This window comes from Microvirga lupini (genome assembly GCF_014191055.1).
Lineage (GTDB): Bacteria > Pseudomonadota > Alphaproteobacteria > Rhizobiales > Beijerinckiaceae > Microvirga > Microvirga lupini_A.
In genome coordinates this window covers 514,167-531,688 of record NZ_JACHWB010000002.1, presented here as the reverse complement: position 1 = coordinate 531,688, position 17,522 = coordinate 514,167, and the positions used below count along the sequence as shown (strand labels likewise).

Here is a 17,522-nt window from a genome sequence, read left to right as displayed (position 1 = left end):
TCCTGAAGAGATTTCGTCCTGCGGTAGAATGACTTGTCTTGCGAGGCAAGCGCCAGATATCTCACGCTTTCGTGCGTGAACCGGAGCTGACGATCGCCTGACCGAGCCGGTCGAGGGCGGCCTTGAGGGCCTCCTCCTCGATGGGCTGGACGGCCCGGTCGACCTTCTCCCGGTCCGCCGGGGTGAGAACGGGAGCGGCCGGTCGCTTCTTCTCAACCCTCCGCACGGGTCCTTGTTTCAGCACGATCTTCCCGATGCAGCGCCAGCCGTAATAGGTGTTCACCCGGTCGATGACGGTGGGGGCCATGTGCTGCAGTTCGAGGGCGAAGGCGCTTTCCACCCGGATCACGAGGGTCGCGGGCTCCGGCCGCGCTTCCGGATCGGCATGGGGGGCTTTTCGCTTCCATTCGATCTTGAGGGGCTGGGTGAAGGCGGCGAGCCGCTCGCCGACGATCTCGGGCCAAGCCATGATGACGTCCGACGTGGCAAAGCCCTGCGCCGCCAGACTGGGGGACAGGCAGACATCGAGAAACTCGGCGAGGGGGCGGGCAAGGGGCCGCGGTCGTCTCATGTTGAATGTCCAAAAGCCGCGTTGGAATATTCCGTGTAGAACGCTATTCCGAATCTCATGTTAACGCCCGCCTCGAGCGCGACCAAGCCCGACCCGCAGGATCTTCTCGCCTGGTACGACCGTCACCGGCGGGATTTGCCGTGGCGCGCCATGCCGGGCGTGACCGCAGAGCCTTACCGCGTCTGGCTGTCCGAGATCATGCTCCAGCAGACGACGGTTGCGGCGGTCAAACCCTATTACCTCAAGTTCCTGGAGCGCTTCCCGACCGTCGAAGCCTTGGCCGAAGCGCCATCCGACACAGTCATGCATGCCTGGGCGGGGCTCGGCTATTATTCCCGCGCCCGCAACCTCCATGCCTGCGCCAAGGCGGTCGTGGAGAAACATGGTGGGCGCTTTCCCGCTACGGAAGCCGAACTCCTGAAGCTTCCCGGCATCGGCGCCTATACGGCAGCGGCCGTGGCGGCCATCGCCTTCAACGAGAAGTCCGCGGCGGTCGACGGCAATGTGGAGCGGGTCATGTCCCGCCTGTTCATGGTCGAGGAGCCGCTGCCGAAGGCCAAGCCACTAATCCGGAGCCTCACAGAGGCGCTGGTGCCGGAGGGCCGCCCCGGCGATTTCGCCCAGGCCGTCATGGATCTCGGCGCCACCATCTGCACGCCCAAGCGTCCGGCCTGCGCGCTCTGCCCCTGGATGGTGCCCTGCCGGGCCCGGGCCGAGGGGCTGCAGGAGACCTTTCCGAAAAAGCAGAAGAAGGAGGCCGGGCAACTGCGCAAAGGGGCGGCCTTCGTGGTTCTGCGCGCCGACGACACGATCCTGCTGCGCACTCGCCCGCCCAAAGGATTGCTCGGCGGCATGGTGGAGCCGCCGACGAGCGAGTGGGTGCCGGATTACGAACCCTCCCGCGCCGTGCTCGACGCCCCCATCGAGGCGCGCTGGCAGCGCCTGCCGGGCACGGTGCGGCACGTCTTCACCCATTTTCCTTTGGAACTCACGGTGCTCTTCGCCAAGGTCGCTAAGGGCACGCCGGCTCCGCACGACATGCGCTGGACGCCGCGGCTGCAATTGCACGAGGAGGCGTTGCCCGGCGCCATGAAAAAGGTGCTGGCGCATGCGCTTGGGGATTTGCCGGGGGCAAAGAAGTCTTCGGCGAAGCCGCAGGCCTGATCAGCCTCCAACCAGCGCCTTCTGATTGCGCTTGAACAATGCCGCGAGCGCATTCGCCACCCGCGTGACGTTCGGACGGTTGCGGCTGCGGCGGTGCATGACGAGGAAGACATCTTCGATCAGGTCGCCCTCGGGCTTCATGACCTGCACGAGGTCCGGGTCCGAATCGCCGAGCCAGCAGGGGAGGAAGGCGGCGCCGAGCCCTGCCTTGGCGGCCTGGTAGCGGATCGGCATGTCGCCGATGCGGGCCGCGATGGTGCGGCCTTGCGCGAACTCCGCCACGTAGGCGGCCTGCCGCGACAGGGTCGGGTCCTCCGGTGGGGCGATGACGGCTTGGGGATTATGGTCACGGGCATAGATCGCAAAGGCGATCTGCCCGATCTTGCGGGCGACAAGATCGTCCGTGCCCTCCGGCAGAGTGCGCATCCGCAGGCCGATATCTGCTTCGCCGGACGCTAGATCGAGCCGTTGCCTCGTCGGGATATAGGCGATCTCAACGGGCGCTGCAGCTTCGTGCAGCTCCGCCGAATGCAGCGACATGAACAGGGTGACCGAGGCTGTGGCCGTGATCCGCACCGGGGCGTCGGGGTCGGGCCGGTAGGCCGCGGCCGTGCGAGACACGATGGCGGCGGCCTCGCCCATGGGAGCGGCGGCTTCGAGAACGGCGTGCCCAGCCTCCGTCAGTTCGAGATTGTTGGGGCCGCGCTGAAACAGGGTGAGCCCGAAGGTTTCCTCCAGCACCTTGATGCGCCGCGCGATGGTGGGCTGGCTCTGGCCCAACGCCTTGGCGGCGCTGTTCATCGATCCATGAGCCACCACGGCAAGAAAGATCCGCAGATCGTCCCAGGACGGTTCGGTGAGGGCGAGGCGGAAGGGGTCGAGAGACGAAGAAGCCATGTGAGAATGCTAAAACGTTGAACCGGGTTCGGCATAGCGGGATCTTCAAGCCTGGGGACAAGCCGCACCATCGCTTGAGAAACGCAGCCTCGCAGCCCGACAGGAGCGTTGTGCACCTCTTCATTTTTGTGGGAGGGCCTTCACAAACCTTTCCGTTTAGGCGAGAAGGGCCACCCCGACAGCGAAGGACATTCACCGTGCGCCTGATCCGTTAGCGACGCGATCCGACAACAACATTGTGGCCGAGGAGCCACGACTTGTTTGTGCCGAAACATCCGTTTCGGCCGGATCATGACGCATGGATGAAGGAACCATCATGTCTGACAGCAATCGCGCCATCGTGCGCGGAACCATCCACTCGGGCCCGTTCGAGCTGGCCTATTCCATCGAAGGTGAAGGAACGCCCGCCCTCGTCATCGGCAGCGCGGTCTATTACCCGCGGGTTTTCTCGCAGGATTTAAACCAATCCCTGAAGCTCATCTTCGTCGATCATCGCGGATTTGCGCGACCGACAGGCGAGATGGCGCCCACGGACTACACGCTCAATGTCGTGCTCAACGACGTCGATCTCGTGCGGCGGCATCTCGGCTTGGAGAAGGTGATCATCATCGGCCATTCCGGCCATGGATACATGGCGCTCGAATATGCCAAGCGCTATCCGCAGCATGTGTCCCATGTGGTGATGATCGCCACCGGCCCGAGCCATAGCGCCGCGCACCAGATGGCGACGGAGCAGTACTGGCAGGAATCCGTCTGCCCCGAGCGGAAATCGCAGCTCGCAAGAGATTTGGCGATGCTGCCGGCAGAGATCGAGGCTGCGCCCGACAAGCGCTTCATCGCCTTCTGCGTGAGGATGGGCGCGCGGAGCTGGTACGATCACAGCTTCGACGCCGCGCCCCTGTGGGACGGCGTGCATGTGAACATGCCTGTCTTCGACCACCTCTGGGGCGAGGTCTTCCGCGACATCGATGTCGCGCAGGGGCTGGAGCATCTTGACCGGCCGGTCTTCCTCGCACTTGGCCGGTACGATTACCTCGTTGCGCCCTATGCCACTTGGGCGCCGTATCGCGAGCGCTTCAAGGACCTGACTGTGCGCGTGTTCGAGAAGAGCGGACACACGCCGCAATTCGAAGAGAGTGCTCTCTTCGATGCGGAACTGCTGCAATGGCTTTCGACGCGGTGATGCTCTGAAGATGCGTCATGGCCGATTCGTTCCGGCCATGACGCCGGCAGTTCAAGCGCTCAGGGCCGGGCGAGGCTTGAGCTGGCCGATCGGTCCTGTGCGGGCGGGTATTCGGTCCGGCTTGCGGGCGGAGAATGCCGTGCCTTCCGCCTCGATATGCCAGGGCAGGGTGCCGTTCGGCAGGTACCGGCCCAGTGCATTCAACGCGAGCATGGCGAGGGTAACGACGGCCACGATGACAATGGCAACCGCCGAGGCCTGGCTTGCGAGGCCCGCCTCTTCGAGGTTGTAGAGCACCACCCCGATGGTCTCCGTACCGGCCGACCAGAGCAGGGCCGAGACAGTGAGTTCGCTGAAGGCGAGCAGGAAAGCCATCAGCCCGCCCGCGACCGCTGCTGGAAGAAGCGATGGCAGGATAATATCGGTGAGGCGGCGCATGATCGTTGCGCCATCGAGCGCTGCGGCCTCCTCCTGCGCCATGTCGACCTGAGTCATGCCGGCGAGCACAGGCTTGAGCACCACTGGCAGAAAACGGGCAAGGTAGGCGAACACGATGATCCATGGCGTGGCATAGAGAGAGGCGCCGAAGAGCGGCAGCGGCTTCAGGAACAGAAGGATGCACGCGATGGCCAGCACGATGCCGGGGAGCACATAGGAGATCTCGAGAAGGGCCGTAGCGAGGATCCTCATCGGTCCCATCAGTCTGACCAGACCATAGGCCATCGGGACAGCAAAACATGCGAGCAGGCAGGCCGCGCCGCCTGCGTAAAGCAGCGAATTCAGGAAGGCCCGGATGGTGACCTCCTGCCGCGCCAGCACCTCGACGAAGTTGCCGAGAGTGATGGTCGAGAGCGTCAGCGGCATGCCGTAGGACGGTACCAGGGCCGCAGCGAAGAGCGACAGCATCGGCAGCACCAGCGTGACGGCGATCACCGCGATGACGAAGATCTCTGCGACTGCGCCGGCGCGTCCCAGGCTCCAGAACGGCTGAAGCGGAGCATCCTCTTCCAGGAGTACATCGCCCCGGCGGCTCAGGAACTGGCTTGCCGCAACGCACACGATGGCGATGACCGCCACGAGAAGGCCGAGCGCCGCCACGTCGCCGAGGATGCCGGTGCCGAAACTCGACAGACGGCGATAGATGAGCACCGGCAGGGTGAGATAGTTCACCGGTGCGCCGAGAAGTGCGGGAATGCCGAAGTTGCCGATGCCCGCCACGAAGGCGAGCAGGCCCGCGCTCAGGAGATGCGGCCGCAGCAGCGGCAGGAGATGATCGGTCACGACCCTGAGCGGCGGCGAGCCGTCCATGCGCGCCGCCTCGACCACCGCGAGCGGAATGCGCTTCAGGCCCGCGCTCATGATCACGTAGACGAGGGGCGCATGGTGCAGCCCCAGCACGAGAATGATGCCGAGGCGCCCGAGCATCGGGTTGGCGCTGCCGGCCTCGGGTGCAATTCCCAGGGTGTTGAGGATCGGTGAGGCCGGGCCTGCAAGGTGCAGGAAGGCGAGCGCGATCACCTGGGGCGAGATCATCAGCGACAGGACGAACAGGAACGACGCGACCTGACGCCTGCGGATGTCGGTGATGCCGAGCACCAGGGCCATGAGCGTGCCGAGGGGCAGCGCCAGCAGGGTGGAGAAGAAGGCTGTCTCCAGCGTGGCCCAGGTAGCGCGGATCGCCGATCTGCTGGCGAGCGCCGAGAGCGCCTTGTCGGGATCGAAGACTCCGCCGGGCGCAAGTGCCGTCAGCAGCAGGCGGCCTGCGGGCAGCACGTCGAAGATCACGACCGCCAAAGCAATGGGAGCGAGAAGACCGAGGCCTCCCCGCTCCAGGAACGATTTGGCGTGTGCGCGATGTCTCACTGGCCAAAGATGTCGGCGAAGGCCGCCTTGTTCTTGGTCTCGTCGGCGAGCGCCCTGGCGGCGTCGAAGCCCATGACCTTGATCTGCTCGCGCGGCGGATAGCCGGCGGGCAGCGCGACGGCCGGGTGAGCCGCGATGTAGCCCTGCTTCAGCGCCAGTTCCTGACCTTCCTTCGAGAGCAGGAAGTCCACGAAGGCACGAGCAGCCTCCGGGTTCTTCGTAGACTTGAGAATGGCGACGGGCTCCGACACGGCGGAGACGCCTTCCTTCGGGAACACGAACTCGATCGGAGCGCCCTTGGCCTTCTCGCGGATCGGCATGTAATCGACAATGACGCCGTAGAGCTTCTGGCCGCCCGCCACCTGCTTGAGCACGTCGCCATTGCCGCCGCCTGCCGCCGCCTCGTTGTCCTTCAGGGCCTCGTAATAGTCCCAACCGCCTTCGATATTGCCCGTGAGCGTCGCGGCGTGGATGAGGGCGGCGCCGGAGGTGAGGGGGCTCGGCATGACGAGTTGGCCCTTGACCTCAGGCCTCGTGAGATCGGCCCACGAGGCTGGCTTGAAGGATGCCTTCGTGTTGTAGGCGATGCCCGTGGTGATCAGCTTGGTGGCGAACCAGAATTTCTGGGGGTCGTGCGTGCCCGTCGGATAGGCGGAGGTATCTGCCTTCTCGTGCACCAGGAGACGGTCTTCCTTCTTGAGGCCCTCCATGGTGACGCTGTCGGCAATCAGCAGCACGTCGGCCTGGGGCTGGCCGGCCTCGAACTCGGCGCTGAGCTTGGCAAGGATCTTCGGGGTGCCGTCGCGAACGAAGGTGACGTTGACGCCCGGATGCTTCGCCTTGAAGGCATCGATGGTCTGCTGCGCATCGGTGTTGGGTTGGCTCGTATAGAGCACGAGGTTGCCGGAGAGATTTTGCGCCTGCGCGAAGGCAGGCACCAGAATGGCGAGCAAGGGCAGAAGGCGCTTCATGGACACGGGGCAGTCCCTCTCTTTCGGTAAGGCTGTCCCGCGCTAGCGGCCTTGGATGACGCCTCTGTGACGAAAACATTAGTGCAGGAAACAAAAAGGGCCAGCACGTGGCCAGCCCTTTCACAGCTTTGCGATGTCGCAGGGAACCTCAGGCCGCCATGTCGGCCCGAACCTTGGCCCTGAACTCGTCGATGGAGACCAGCTTGCCGCCCCGCTCCACGTTCCAGAAGGTCCAGCCGTTGCAGGAGGGGAACCCCTGCGTCAGCGCGCCGATCTTGTGGATCGACCCGACGATGGCGCCAAGCGCCAGCGTGCCGTCGGCCCGCACCACGGCCTTGTGGCGGCGGCGCTCATCCACCAGGGTCTCGCCAGCCTTCACGAGGCCTGCCTCGATCAGCGAGAGGAAGGGTACGCGCACTTCCGTGCGCTTCTCGGGGGCTGCCGCAACCGAGATGTCGGAGAGCGGCACCACCGCGTCGATGCGCTTGCGCGCCGCCTTGGCATAGGTCGAATCGCGCTCGAGGCCGATGAAGTTGCGCCCAAGCATCCTGGCGACCGCACCCGTGGTGCCGGAGCCGAAGAAGGGATCGAGCACCACATCGCCGGGATTGGAGGAGGAGAGCAGGATGCGCGCAAGAAGGGCTTCGGGCTTCTGCGTCGGATGAACCTTGCGCCCTTGAGCATCTTTCAGGCGCTCGTCCCCGGTGCAGATCGGGATGAACCAGTCCGAGCGCATCTGCACGTCTTCGTTGCCGGCTTTCAGCGCATCGTAATGGAAGGTGTAGCCCTTCGATTCGGCGCTTTTCGACGCCCAGATCATGGTCTCGTGCGCGTTGGTGAAGCGGCGGCCCTTGAAGTTCGGCATCGGGTTGGCCTTGCGCCACACGATGTCGTTCAGGATCCAGAAGTTCAGATCCTGCAGGGCCGAGCCCACGCGGAAGATGTTGTGGTAGGAGCCGATGACCCAGAGCGTCGCGTTCTTCTTCATCACGCGGCGCACGGCGAGAAGCCAGGCGCGGGTGAACGCGTCGTAATCGGCAAAGCTCGCGAACTTGTCCCAGTCGTCGTCGACGGCGTCGACGAGGCTCTGGTCCGGACGCGTGAGCGCCTGTTCGAGCTGGAGGTTGTAGGGTGGATCCGCGAAGACAACGTCCACGCTCTCAGGGGGAAGCTTCTCGAGATTGGCGATGCAGTCGCCGAGAAGAATCTCATTGAGAGGAAGAGACGGCGGCAGAACGGAGAGGGGCGTTTTACGCCCCGTCCGAGGTGCCGGCGCAGACCGCCCGGTACGCGAGACATGGATCCGGGAGGCGGCGCCGGCAGCCCCGGTACGCGAGGTACCCATGGGTGATCACCGGTTACGCAACTGACACTCAGGATCATGATCGGATAGGGTAAAGAGGAGGTTTCCAAACGCGCGGAAATCCAAATATTTTGGATCGGCAAATTCTGCCTACGCTTTGAAAATATTGCGATTTTTCGTTAATCAGCGTTAAGGGAGGTTACAGGTCCAGTAACCCTTGGCGTAAGGGAGAAAAACTCATGCGGTGGAACGGGCAGGGACCCTCGCTCGCGACCGCCGTGAGATGCGCCTTCGTCGAGTAGCCTGCGTTGCTGGCAAAACCATAGGCGGGATAAGCGTTCCCAAGCCGCGCCATCATGCGGTCTCGGATCACTTTCGCGACAATCGAGGCCGCGGCAATCGACGCGATGCTCGAATCACCCTTGATGACCGCTTCCGTGGCACAGGGCAGAGCTGGCGGATCGTTGCCATCGACGAAGGCCATATCCGGCGTGCAGGGGAGCGCCGCGAGCGCCCGGCACATGGCAAGCAGCGAGGCCTGCCGGATGTTGATGGCGTCGATCTCCTGATGGGACACGGACGCTATGCCCACCCGCGAGGTCGCCAGGATTTCAGTAAACAGCGCCTCACGCTTGGCCGCCGTGAGCGCCTTCGAATCGGCCAACCCCTGAGGCACGTTGCCGAGATCGAGCACCACGGCCGCCGACACCACCGGCCCGGCCAACGGCCCGCGCCCGACCTCGTCAAGCCCGGCGATGCAAGTGAAGCCCTCGGCTCGGGCAGTGAGTTCGCGGGCGAGGCCGAGGCTGGAGGTTTTGGAGGGGCGAATCGGTGCGGTCATGGGGGGATCAAAGCGGGAAGGGGGCGGCTTTGTCATCCGCACATGATGCCGCCGGTATGAGCACCCGCACCGTTATCCCCGGGCTGGTTCCAGGGATCCACGTCTTGCTTGCTTAAAACGTGTCCGGCAGGGATGACCCCGGCCATGACGATGGCAGAGTTAAAGCCTGCTCGCCCGGAACGTATCGCAGGCCTGGACCTGTCCGGTCTTCAATCCCGTGGTGAGCCAGCGCATGCGTTGCTCGGAGGAGCCGTGGGTGAAGCTGTCGGGCACGACGCGGCCCTGCGATTGCTTCTGCAGCCGGTCGTCGCCGATGGCCTCTGCGGCCCGGATGGCCTCCTCGATGTCGCCCTGCTCGAGCGACTGCCAGCGCTGGTTGGAATGGTGCGCCCACACGCCCGCGAGGCAATCCGCCATCAGCTCGACGCGCACGGAGAGCTGGTTGCCTTCGGTCCGGCTGACCTGCTGCTGGCGCTCCTGTACGCGCGGCAGGATGCCGAGCACGTTCTCCACGTGGTGGCCAACCTCATGGGCGAGCACATAGGCATAAGCGAAATCGCCGCCGGCGCGGAAGCGTTGCTGCATTTCCTGGAAGAAGGAGAGGTCGATGTAAACGGTCTGGTCGAGCGGGCAGTAGAATGGCCCCATGGCCGATTGCGCGCCGCCGCAGCCGGACCGAGTGGCGCCGGAGAACAGCACCAGCTTCGGTTCCTGGTATTGCCGGTTCGCCTGCTGGGGCAGCACCGTCTTCCACACGTCTTCCGTGTTGCCGAGAATGGCGGAAGCGAAACGGCCCATCTCGTCCTGGGGCGTGCCCTGTCGGCCCTGCTGTTGCTGCTGGTAGCCGGAGCCGCCGCCTGCGATCATCTCGGCCCCGCCGATCAGGATGCGGGGATCGATCCCGAGCGCCCAGCCGACAAGGCCGAGGATCACCATCGCTCCAATGCCGAGCCCTCCGCCGCCCACCATCCCCATGCCGCGACGGTCTTCCACATTGGACGAGGTTCGAAAGTCTTCCCAGCGCATGATCCACCTTCCAGCTGCGACACGGGATGCCGCAGGAGCTTAAGGCGTAAGCATATAAACGGGTTCCGAACGGGTGCCTATTCGCGCCCGTCCAGCGCCCGCCGCAGGGCCTGGAAATCGCGCCAGCCGAGGCGCTTCTGCAGAGGCTGGCGCAGGAGGTAGGCCGGGTGCAGGGTCGGCAGGGCTTTGATCTCGCGCCCGTCCTCGGTCTTGTAGGTGAACCAGCGGCCGCGGGTGCGCAGGATGCCGTCCTTGATGCCGAGCAGGTTCTGGGCGGCCGGGCCGCCGAGGCAGAGCACGAATTCAGGTGACGCCAGCTCGATCTGCCGCGCAATGAAGGGCTTGCAGATGGCGATTTCCTGGGGCGTCGGCGTGCGGTTGCCCGGCGGGCGCCAGGGCACGATGTTCGCCACATACACTTGGCTGCGGTCGAGCCCGATGGTCGCAAGCATCCGGTCGAGGAGCTGGCCGGAGCGGCCCATGAAGGGCTTGCCGATCCGGTCCTCGTCCGCACCGGGAGCCTCGCCCACCAGCATCACCCGGCCTTGCGGATTGCCGTCCGCGAAGGCGAGGTTCTTGGCGGAAAACTTCAGGGCGCAGCCGTCGAAGCCCGCCAGGATCCCTTCAAGCTCCTCAAGGGATTGAGCATGGCGGGCCTGCTCGCGGGCAAGGCTTGCCACCTCCTCGGGAGCGCCGGCAGCCACCTTGGGGAGGGCACGGGGAGAGGGGGCAGATGGTGGAGGGTTGGACTTGGATGCAGGGGCCTTTGCAGGAGTCTTGGCCTGAGCAGGAGCAGCCTTCGGCTCCGCGAAGCGGTTATGCGGCGTCTCGTCGAGCGCAAGATCGACACCTGCCTCGACATGGAAGTCGAGCAGCGCCTGGAGAGCGTCGCGGTCGGAGGGGAGATCCTGCATGATCCGTATGTAAGCATCCGAGGGGCTGTGGACAACTCAGGTTCGCGAAGAACCCAACAGATCTTGTCATCACGAAATCAGGTCGAAGAGGGTCGGATTCTCGTCACGTCTGGCGTCCTCAATGGCGAGCAGGCGGCGCTTGGTCGTAGAGCCGCCATTGGCCGAGAAGCCGCCCAGCTTGCCGTCTGCCGCGACAACCCGATGGCAGGGCACGATGACGGCAAACGGATTGCGCCCGAGAGACTGGCCGATGGCCCGGGCGTTGTTGATGCCGAGCCGGGCCGCAACCTCGCCATAGGTCAGCACGCGGCCCGGTGGGATGCTGCGGGCAATCTCGTAAACGCGGCGGTCGAACTCCGTTACGCCTTCCATGTCCAGCGGCACGCAGGACAAGTCGCGCGCCTCGCCCTGTAGCAGAGCCGTCACGTCGGCAATGATGTTCTGGATGACCGGCGGGGGCGGGGCCTCCATGATTCCGGGGAAGCGCTTCGCGAGGCGGCCGCGAGTCCTGGATTCATCGTCCTCGGGGAGCTGAAAGCCGATCACGCCGCGCTCGTTCCAGGCCAGCCCGCAAGGGCCGATGGCGGTCTCGAAGAGCGTATAGAACGCTGGGTTGGACGGATGGCCCTGCATGATACGCATCTTAAGCGCCCCGGCACATGCGAACAACCGATGGCTGCTATCCGGCGCAGAAATCCTCTGCCATCTTGCGTCTATTGGGTTCATGAACGCGGTTGGCCCAGGCCCGAAGTTCACCATCATGAATTGGATGATTTCGCATAACCTTATGCGGAAAGAGAACTTTCAGCCTCGCTGCAATGAAGCTAGGGAAGTGTCTCAACTTAGAACGACTTGAGAAACCCGGCAGATTGTTCATATATAAACTATCTGCCGTTTAAGAGCGTATCCCAGGAGGAGACACCAATGTCCGATCTGCCTGCCCGTGAATCGATGGAGTTTGACGTCGTTGTCGTGGGCGCAGGTCCAGCGGGTCTCGCCACAGCCATCCGGCTCAAGCAGCAGGCGTCGGAAGCCGGCGCTGACATCTCCGTGGTCGTGGTGGAGAAGGGCTCCGAGGTCGGCGCACACATCCTCTCCGGCGCGGTCATCGACCCGATCGGCCTCGACGGGCTCCTGCCCGAGTGGCGCTCCGATCCGGACCGGCCGCTCAAGACTGAGGTGACGGCCGACGAGTTCATGTATCTGGGCCATGCCGGCGGCGTGAAGCTGCCCAATGTATTCATGCCCAAGCTCATGAACAACCACGGCAACTTCGTCGGCTCGCTCGGCAACGTCGCCCGCTATCTCGGCCGCAAGGCGGAGGAGCTCGGCGTCGAGATCTATCCCGGCTTTCCGGCCTCCGAGGTCCTGATCGAGGACGGCAAGGTGGTGGGCGTGGCCACCGGCGACATGGGGATCAGCCGCAACGGCGAGCCCAATGCCAACTTCACCCGCGGTATGGAGCTGCGTGCCAAGTACACGATCTTCGGCGAGGGTGCGCGCGGCTCGCTGACCAAGCAGATGGTCGAGCGCTTCGGCCTGAATGCGGGCAAGGACCACCAGAAATACGGCATCGGCATCAAGGAGCTGTGGCAGGTCAAGCCCGAGCACTTCCGCCCGGGCCTCGTGCGCCACTCCATGGGCTGGCCGCTGCCGAACAATTCCGGCGGCGGCTCCTGGCTCTACCACTTCGACGACAACCTGGTGTCCGTCGGCTTTGTGGTGCACCTCAACTACAAGAACCCGACCCTGTCGCCCTTCGACGAGTTCCAGCGCTTCAAGACGCATCCGATGGTGCGCGACGTGTTCGAGGGGGCAAAGCGCATCGGCTACGGGGCGCGCGCCATCATGGAGGGCGGCTGGCAGTCGGTGCCGCGCCTGTCCTTCCCCGGCGGCTGCCTCGTCGGTGACTCGGCCGGCTTCGTGAACGTGCCGCGCATCAAGGGCAGCCACAACGCGATCCTGTCGGGCATGCTCTGCGCCGACCATGTGTTTGCGGCCCTGCAGGTGGGTCGGGCCCATGACGAGGTGGCGTCCTACGAGGAGGCCTGGCGCTCCTCGCCCATCGGCTACGACCTCAAGCGCGTGCGCAACGTGAAGCCACTCTGGTCGAAATACGGCACGGCGGCCGGCGTGGCGCTCGGCGGGCTCGACATGTGGCTGACCGAGATCTTCAACTGGTCGCCCTTCGGCACCATGAGCCACGGCAAGCCCGATCACGAGTGCCTGCTGCCGCTCTCCCAGGTGACGCCGATCAAGTACGACAGGCCCGACGGGGTGCTCACCTTCGACCGGCTGTCCTCGGTGTTCCTGTCCAACACCAACCACGAGGAGGACCAGCCGGTCCATCTCAAGGTCAAGGACATGGGTCTGCAGAAGGGTTCCGAGCACGATGTCTTTGGCGGTCCGTCGCAGCGCTATTGCCCGGCGGGTGTCTATGAATGGGTCGAGGGCGAAGGCGGCGTGCGCTACCAGATCAACGCTCAGAACTGCGTCCACTGCAAGACCTGCGACATCAAGGACCCGAACCAGAACATCAACTGGGTCACCCCCGAAGGCGGCGGCGGGCCGAACTACGTCAATATGTGAGGTTAAACCCCTCCAGCAGTCATCCCGGACGCCGCAGGCGATCCGGGATCGCGAGCCGCATGAGGCGCCATTCTCGTCGGGCGATCCTGGGTTCTGCTGCGCAGCCCCGGGATGACACGCCTGGCTTGAAGCTAAACTCCCCCTCTCACGAGGCTTTTACGCCCCAGCGTCAATTGTCCCCTTGCGGCGCTCTGAGGGAGACGCCATTCTCCGGCCTGATTTGGCGCACATCTCCCTCTGATGAGATGTCGCGATGATTGGAGCCGCGCTTCGTGCCCACCTTGAAAATTCTGAAGTCCCGCAGGGGCTTGACCGCCCTGATGTTGATGGCCGCCACCGTGCTGGTCTCTCCTGCTGCCGTGGCGAATGCCGCCGAGGACGAGATTCTTGAGCCGGCCCAAAGCCTTGAGGGTAATTTCCTGTCGGCCTACGTGGCGGGTTCCGCGCGGGACACGGAGGCTGCGACGCTCTTCTTCCGCCAGGCCATCCAGGAAGACCCTCGTAACCAGGAGCTTCTGGAGCGGGCTTTCGTGGCGTTCCTGGCCAACGGCTCCATGCCGGATGCCATCCGGGCGGCGGAGCGTCTCTCGGCCCAGGACGGGTCGAACAACCTCGCCCAGTTCGCGCTGAGCGTCCGCGCCATCAAAACCCAGAAATATGCCGATGCCCGCGCCCGGCTCTCCAAGAGCATGCGCGGTCGCCAGGCGGATCTCACGGCGACGCTTCTCTCCGCCTGGACCTTCGCCGGCTCCAAGGACGGCAAGCAGGCACTCGCCACCGTCGACAAGCTCAAGAACGAGCGCGCCTTCGACCAATTCCGCGAGTACCACGCCGCCCTCATCGCCGATGTGACCGGCAATGCGGCCGAAGCCGAGAAGCGCTTCAAGGCGGCTTACGAGGGCGAGCGCAACACCTTGCAGGTGGTTGACGCCTATGGCCGGTTCCTCGCCAAGCGCGGCCGCAAGGACGAGGCCCTGAAGGTCTATAAGGCCTTCGACGACGTGTCCCCGCGCCATCCCATCGTCCGCGCTGCCATGACGGCCCTGGAGGAGGGCAAACCCCTCCTGCCGCTCGTCAACAACGCGCAGGACGGTGCGGCGGAACTCCTCTACGGGCTCGGCGTCGTCGGTAACTCCCAGGGCGACGAGCTGACGGCGATCATCTATCTCCGTCTCGGCCTCGATCTCAAGCCGGATCACCCGCTGGCCCTCGTCACCCTCGGGGACGTCTACGAGCGCCTGAAGCAGTACGACAACGCCAACGCGATCTTCGCGCGAATCCCGAAGGATTCCCCAATCCGCACGAGCGCCGACATCTCCATCGGGCACAATTACGAGCTGATGGGTCGCGGCGAGGATGCCATTGCGCATCTCGAGAAGCTCATGAAAGAGCATCCCGAGGAAGTCGACGTGGTCATGGCGCTGGGCAATGTGCAGCGCTCGCGCAAGAAGTTCGCGGAAGCTGCTGAAACCTATACCAAGGCCATCAACCTCGTCGGCCAGCCCGAGCGTGGCCACTGGATCCTGTTCTTCTACCGCGGCTCGTCCTACGAGCGCTCGAAGCAATGGGACAAGGGCGAGGCCGACCTGAAGAAGGCCCTGGAACTCGTCCCGGAGACCCTGAACGCCGCCCGGGCCCAGGTGATGAACTATCTCGCCTATTCCTGGGTCGACCAGAACATGAATATCGACGAAGCCTTCAAGATGCTCACGAAGGCGGTCGAACTCGCGCCCCGCGACGGCATGATCATCGACTCGCTGGGCTGGGCCTATTTCCGCATGGGCCGCTACGAGGATGCCGTGCGCGAGCTGGAAAAGGCCGTCGAGCTGAAGCCGGGCGATTCCACCATCAACGACCACCTGGGCGATGCTTATTGGAAGGTCGGCCGCAAGCTCGAGGCGAAGTTCCAGTGGGACCACGCCAAGAACTCGGATCCGGAGCACGAGGAGCTCGTGAAGATTCTCAAGAAGATCGACAACGGTCTTGAGGAGGATCCGAAGCCGGCTGCGGCGGAGAATACGCCTGCGCCACAGACGGAAGCGCCGAAGCAGAACGGCGGGTAAGTTCTCTCGATAACAAAACGTTCTACGTCATGGCCGGGCTCGTCCCGGCCATTGCTTTTCAAACTGGTCACACCCTAAGCCCTCATCCTGAGGAGCGTAGCGTCTCGAAGGACGAGGGCGTCTCCAGAGTGCGCTGGATCCTCCTTCGAGACGCAGCTTTGCTGCTCCTCAGGATGAGGGGCGAGGAAAGTGGACGTGCTGTAACTTCTCTTCCCATCCGCCGCTCTCTCGGGCATGGAAGCGTCATGCCCCAGCCGCTTGCCACCCGCGCCCCAGCCAAGATCAACCTGACGCTCCACGTGCTCGGGCGCCGGGCCGACGGCTATCACGACCTCGAAAGCCTCGTGGTCTTCGCCGGCACCGGCGACGACCTGCAGCTAACGCCGGGGTCTAGCCTGATGCTTGAGGTCAGCGGCCCGACGGCCCCGCTCGCCGGGAGCAATGCCGACAACCTCGTCATGAAGGCGGCCCGCCTTCTGGCAGAGCGCCTGGACGGCCTGAAGGTCGGCACTTTCCATCTGACGAAGCGCCTGCCGGTGGCGGCCGGGATCGGCGGCGGATCGTCAGACGCCGGCGCAGCCTTGCGGCTCTTGGGCCGCCTCAACGGCCTGCCGGTGTCGCATCCAGCCCTGAGGGAGGCCGCCCGCCTCACAGGAGCCGATGTGCCCGTGTGCCTTGAAACGAGAGCCCGGATGATGTGGGGGGCGGGGGAGGAGCTGGGACCTGCGCTGACCCTGCCGCGCCTCTTTGCCGTGCTGGTCAACCCGCGCGTGCCTGTGGAGACACCGGCGGTTTTCAGGGCTCTCGGCCTGCAGCCTGGGCAAGGGCTGGCTGCCACCGCGCATCCCGCTCCCGATGGCCCCTCCCTGGACGTTCTCCTCGCCATGCTGGAGCAAACCCGCAACGATCTCGAACTGCCCGCACTCAAAGTGCAGCCGCTGATCGGCGAGGCGCTCGGCTTGCTCCGCGAGACGGATGGCTGCCGCCTGGCACGCATGTCCGGTTCGGGCGCGACGGTGTTCGGGCTCTACGATGATTGCGAGGCAGCCGCCAAGGCGGCGCAGGGGATCCGTCGCCTGCGGCCGGACTGGTGGGTGAAGGCGACGAGCCTTCGGTAAACCACAAGATAATGACGGCGCTCTGGGAGGGCCAAAGGCCTTACGCATTATCAGGGCGGCGAAACTCTCCTGTAAATCTGCCGATTGTGCCGGCTGATGGGATTTTCGCCAAGGAAGGATCGAGATAGTGTTCGATTCCGGCGCGGCCCACGCCTCCCCCCTCCACTCGGGAAAGTAGAACTCATGCAGGGCTGGCAGATCATCGAACCGACTGTTCGAGCAAAAGCACAAGGAGGGACTGCGATGACCGCTCGCGATGGAAGGTTTACCGATGAAGCTATCAGCTCCCATTTATCTTTTGAAGCGCAGAGCCAAGCGGCTGGCTCGCGAACAAGACATTCCGCTTAACGAAGCACTCGATCGCATTGCCCTTCAGGAGGGCTGCAAGACTTGGAGTTTGCTCGCCTCCAGACATGCCGCGATCACGCCAGTCGGCAAGCTGTTTGGGAGATTGGCGCCGGGCGATCTGGTGCTGATCGGCGCCCGGCCAGGGCAGGGCAAGACTCTGATGAGCCTTGAATTAGCCGTGGAGGCGATGAGATCCGGAAGTCGAAGCGTGTTCTTTACGCTGGAATATACGGAGAAGGACATCCGCGATCGCTTCCGTACAATCGGTTGGGATCTGGATCATTTCGATGGCCTGTTCAGCTTCGACTGTTCCGATACCATCAATGCCGACCACATCATGCGAACACTGACATCAGCGCCTCGTGGCACGCTCGCCGTCGTAGACTACCTTCAGTTGCTCGATCAGAAGCGCGAGAATCCGCCATTGGCAGATCAGGTTCGCGCATTGAAGACATTCGCGTTGGGCCGAGAACTGGTGATTGTCTTCGTCTCGCAGATCGACCGGTCATACGATCCTTCGAAGAAACCTTACCCAGATATGCACGATATCCGGTTGCCAAATCCTCTGGACCTAGAGCTTTTCAGCAAGGCCTGCTTTCTGAACAACGGCAAGCTTCGGGTCGAGGCGGTGAGCTGATTCCTTCATGATCGGAGGCCCGCTCGCATCGCTT

General features: G+C 64.1%; 15 protein-coding genes. 6 read left to right on the top strand and 9 right to left on the bottom strand.

The window, feature by feature from the left end; all coding sequences use genetic code 11:
- Positions 1–61: 61 nt before the first annotated feature.
- Positions 62–571, bottom strand: coding sequence for a DUF721 domain-containing protein (locus FHR70_RS09595; protein ID WP_183449475.1), 510 nt, complete (start codon positions 569–571; stop codon positions 62–64).
- Positions 572–628: 57 nt separating this feature from the next.
- Here FHR70_RS09595 and mutY point away from each other — a divergent pair, with 57 nt between their 5' ends.
- Positions 629–1,735 carry an A/G-specific adenine glycosylase gene (mutY, locus tag FHR70_RS09590; protein ID WP_183449473.1) on the top strand — a complete coding sequence of 369 codons (1,107 nt, stop codon included), beginning with the start codon at positions 629–631 and terminating at the stop codon, positions 1,733–1,735.
- On the opposite strand, the gene FHR70_RS09585 is transcribed toward mutY, so the two are convergent.
- Complete coding sequence (locus FHR70_RS09585; protein WP_183449471.1) at positions 1,736–2,632, bottom strand: LysR family transcriptional regulator; 897 nt, start codon at positions 2,630–2,632, stop codon at positions 1,736–1,738.
- Between the two features lie 316 nt (positions 2,633–2,948).
- On the opposite strand from FHR70_RS09585, the gene FHR70_RS09580 reads away from it, so the two are divergent.
- Positions 2,949–3,815: an alpha/beta hydrolase gene (locus FHR70_RS09580; protein WP_183449470.1), complete on the top strand. Its 867-nt coding sequence runs from the start codon at positions 2,949–2,951 to the stop codon at positions 3,813–3,815.
- A gap of 51 nt (positions 3,816–3,866) precedes the next feature.
- Here FHR70_RS09580 and FHR70_RS09575 read toward each other — a convergent pair whose 3' ends face one another.
- The 7 genes from FHR70_RS09575 to FHR70_RS09545 form a co-directional block, all read right to left on the bottom strand.
- Positions 3,867–5,678: an ABC transporter permease subunit gene (locus FHR70_RS09575; protein ID WP_183449469.1), complete on the bottom strand. Its 1,812-nt coding sequence runs from the start codon at positions 5,676–5,678 to the stop codon at positions 3,867–3,869.
- The gene (locus tag FHR70_RS09570; protein ID WP_183450215.1) at positions 5,675–6,649 is read right to left on the bottom strand and encodes an ABC transporter substrate-binding protein; all 975 of its coding nucleotides are present in this window, start codon (positions 6,647–6,649) and stop codon (positions 5,675–5,677) included. The genes FHR70_RS09575 and FHR70_RS09570 overlap by 4 nt, the downstream gene beginning before the upstream one ends.
- Before the next feature lie 148 nt (positions 6,650–6,797).
- Positions 6,798–7,994: a site-specific DNA-methyltransferase gene (locus FHR70_RS09565; RefSeq protein ID WP_246407993.1), complete on the bottom strand. Its 1,197-nt coding sequence runs from the start codon at positions 7,992–7,994 to the stop codon at positions 6,798–6,800.
- Between the two features lie 157 nt (positions 7,995–8,151).
- The gene (locus FHR70_RS09560; RefSeq protein WP_246407992.1) at positions 8,152–8,793 is read right to left on the bottom strand and encodes a ribonuclease HII; all 642 of its coding nucleotides are present in this window, start codon (positions 8,791–8,793) and stop codon (positions 8,152–8,154) included.
- Positions 8,794–8,952: 159 nt separating this feature from the next.
- A complete protein-coding gene (ypfJ, locus tag FHR70_RS09555; RefSeq protein ID WP_183449467.1) occupies positions 8,953–9,819 on the bottom strand; it encodes a KPN_02809 family neutral zinc metallopeptidase in 867 nt (288 codons plus the stop codon).
- Between the two features lie 77 nt (positions 9,820–9,896).
- On the bottom strand, positions 9,897–10,733 hold the full coding sequence (locus FHR70_RS09550) for a uracil-DNA glycosylase (protein ID WP_183449466.1): 837 nt from the start codon (positions 10,731–10,733) through the stop codon (positions 9,897–9,899).
- A gap of 69 nt (positions 10,734–10,802) precedes the next feature.
- Positions 10,803–11,366, bottom strand: a complete 564-nt coding sequence (locus tag FHR70_RS09545) for a methylated-DNA--[protein]-cysteine S-methyltransferase (protein WP_183450211.1) — start codon at positions 11,364–11,366, stop codon at positions 10,803–10,805.
- Positions 11,367–11,657: 291 nt separating this feature from the next.
- Between FHR70_RS09545 and FHR70_RS09540 the strand changes: the two genes are divergently transcribed.
- The 4 genes from FHR70_RS09540 (at position 11,658) to FHR70_RS09525 (ending at position 17,488) form a co-directional block, all read left to right on the top strand.
- Positions 11,658–13,322 (top strand): electron transfer flavoprotein-ubiquinone oxidoreductase, encoded by a 1,665-nt coding sequence (locus FHR70_RS09540; RefSeq protein WP_183449465.1) that lies wholly within the window; start codon positions 11,658–11,660, stop codon positions 13,320–13,322.
- A gap of 272 nt (positions 13,323–13,594) precedes the next feature.
- Positions 13,595–15,385, top strand: coding sequence for a tetratricopeptide repeat protein (locus tag FHR70_RS09535; protein ID WP_343058771.1), 1,791 nt, complete (start codon positions 13,595–13,597; stop codon positions 15,383–15,385).
- A 245-nt stretch (positions 15,386–15,630) separates the two neighbouring features.
- Positions 15,631–16,503: a 4-(cytidine 5'-diphospho)-2-C-methyl-D-erythritol kinase gene (locus FHR70_RS09530; protein ID WP_183449464.1), complete on the top strand. Its 873-nt coding sequence runs from the start codon at positions 15,631–15,633 to the stop codon at positions 16,501–16,503.
- Between the two features lie 271 nt (positions 16,504–16,774).
- Positions 16,775–17,488 carry a DNA helicase gene (locus FHR70_RS09525; protein WP_183449462.1) on the top strand — a complete coding sequence of 238 codons (714 nt, stop codon included), beginning with the start codon at positions 16,775–16,777 and terminating at the stop codon, positions 17,486–17,488.
- Positions 17,489–17,522: the final 34 nt, after the last annotated feature.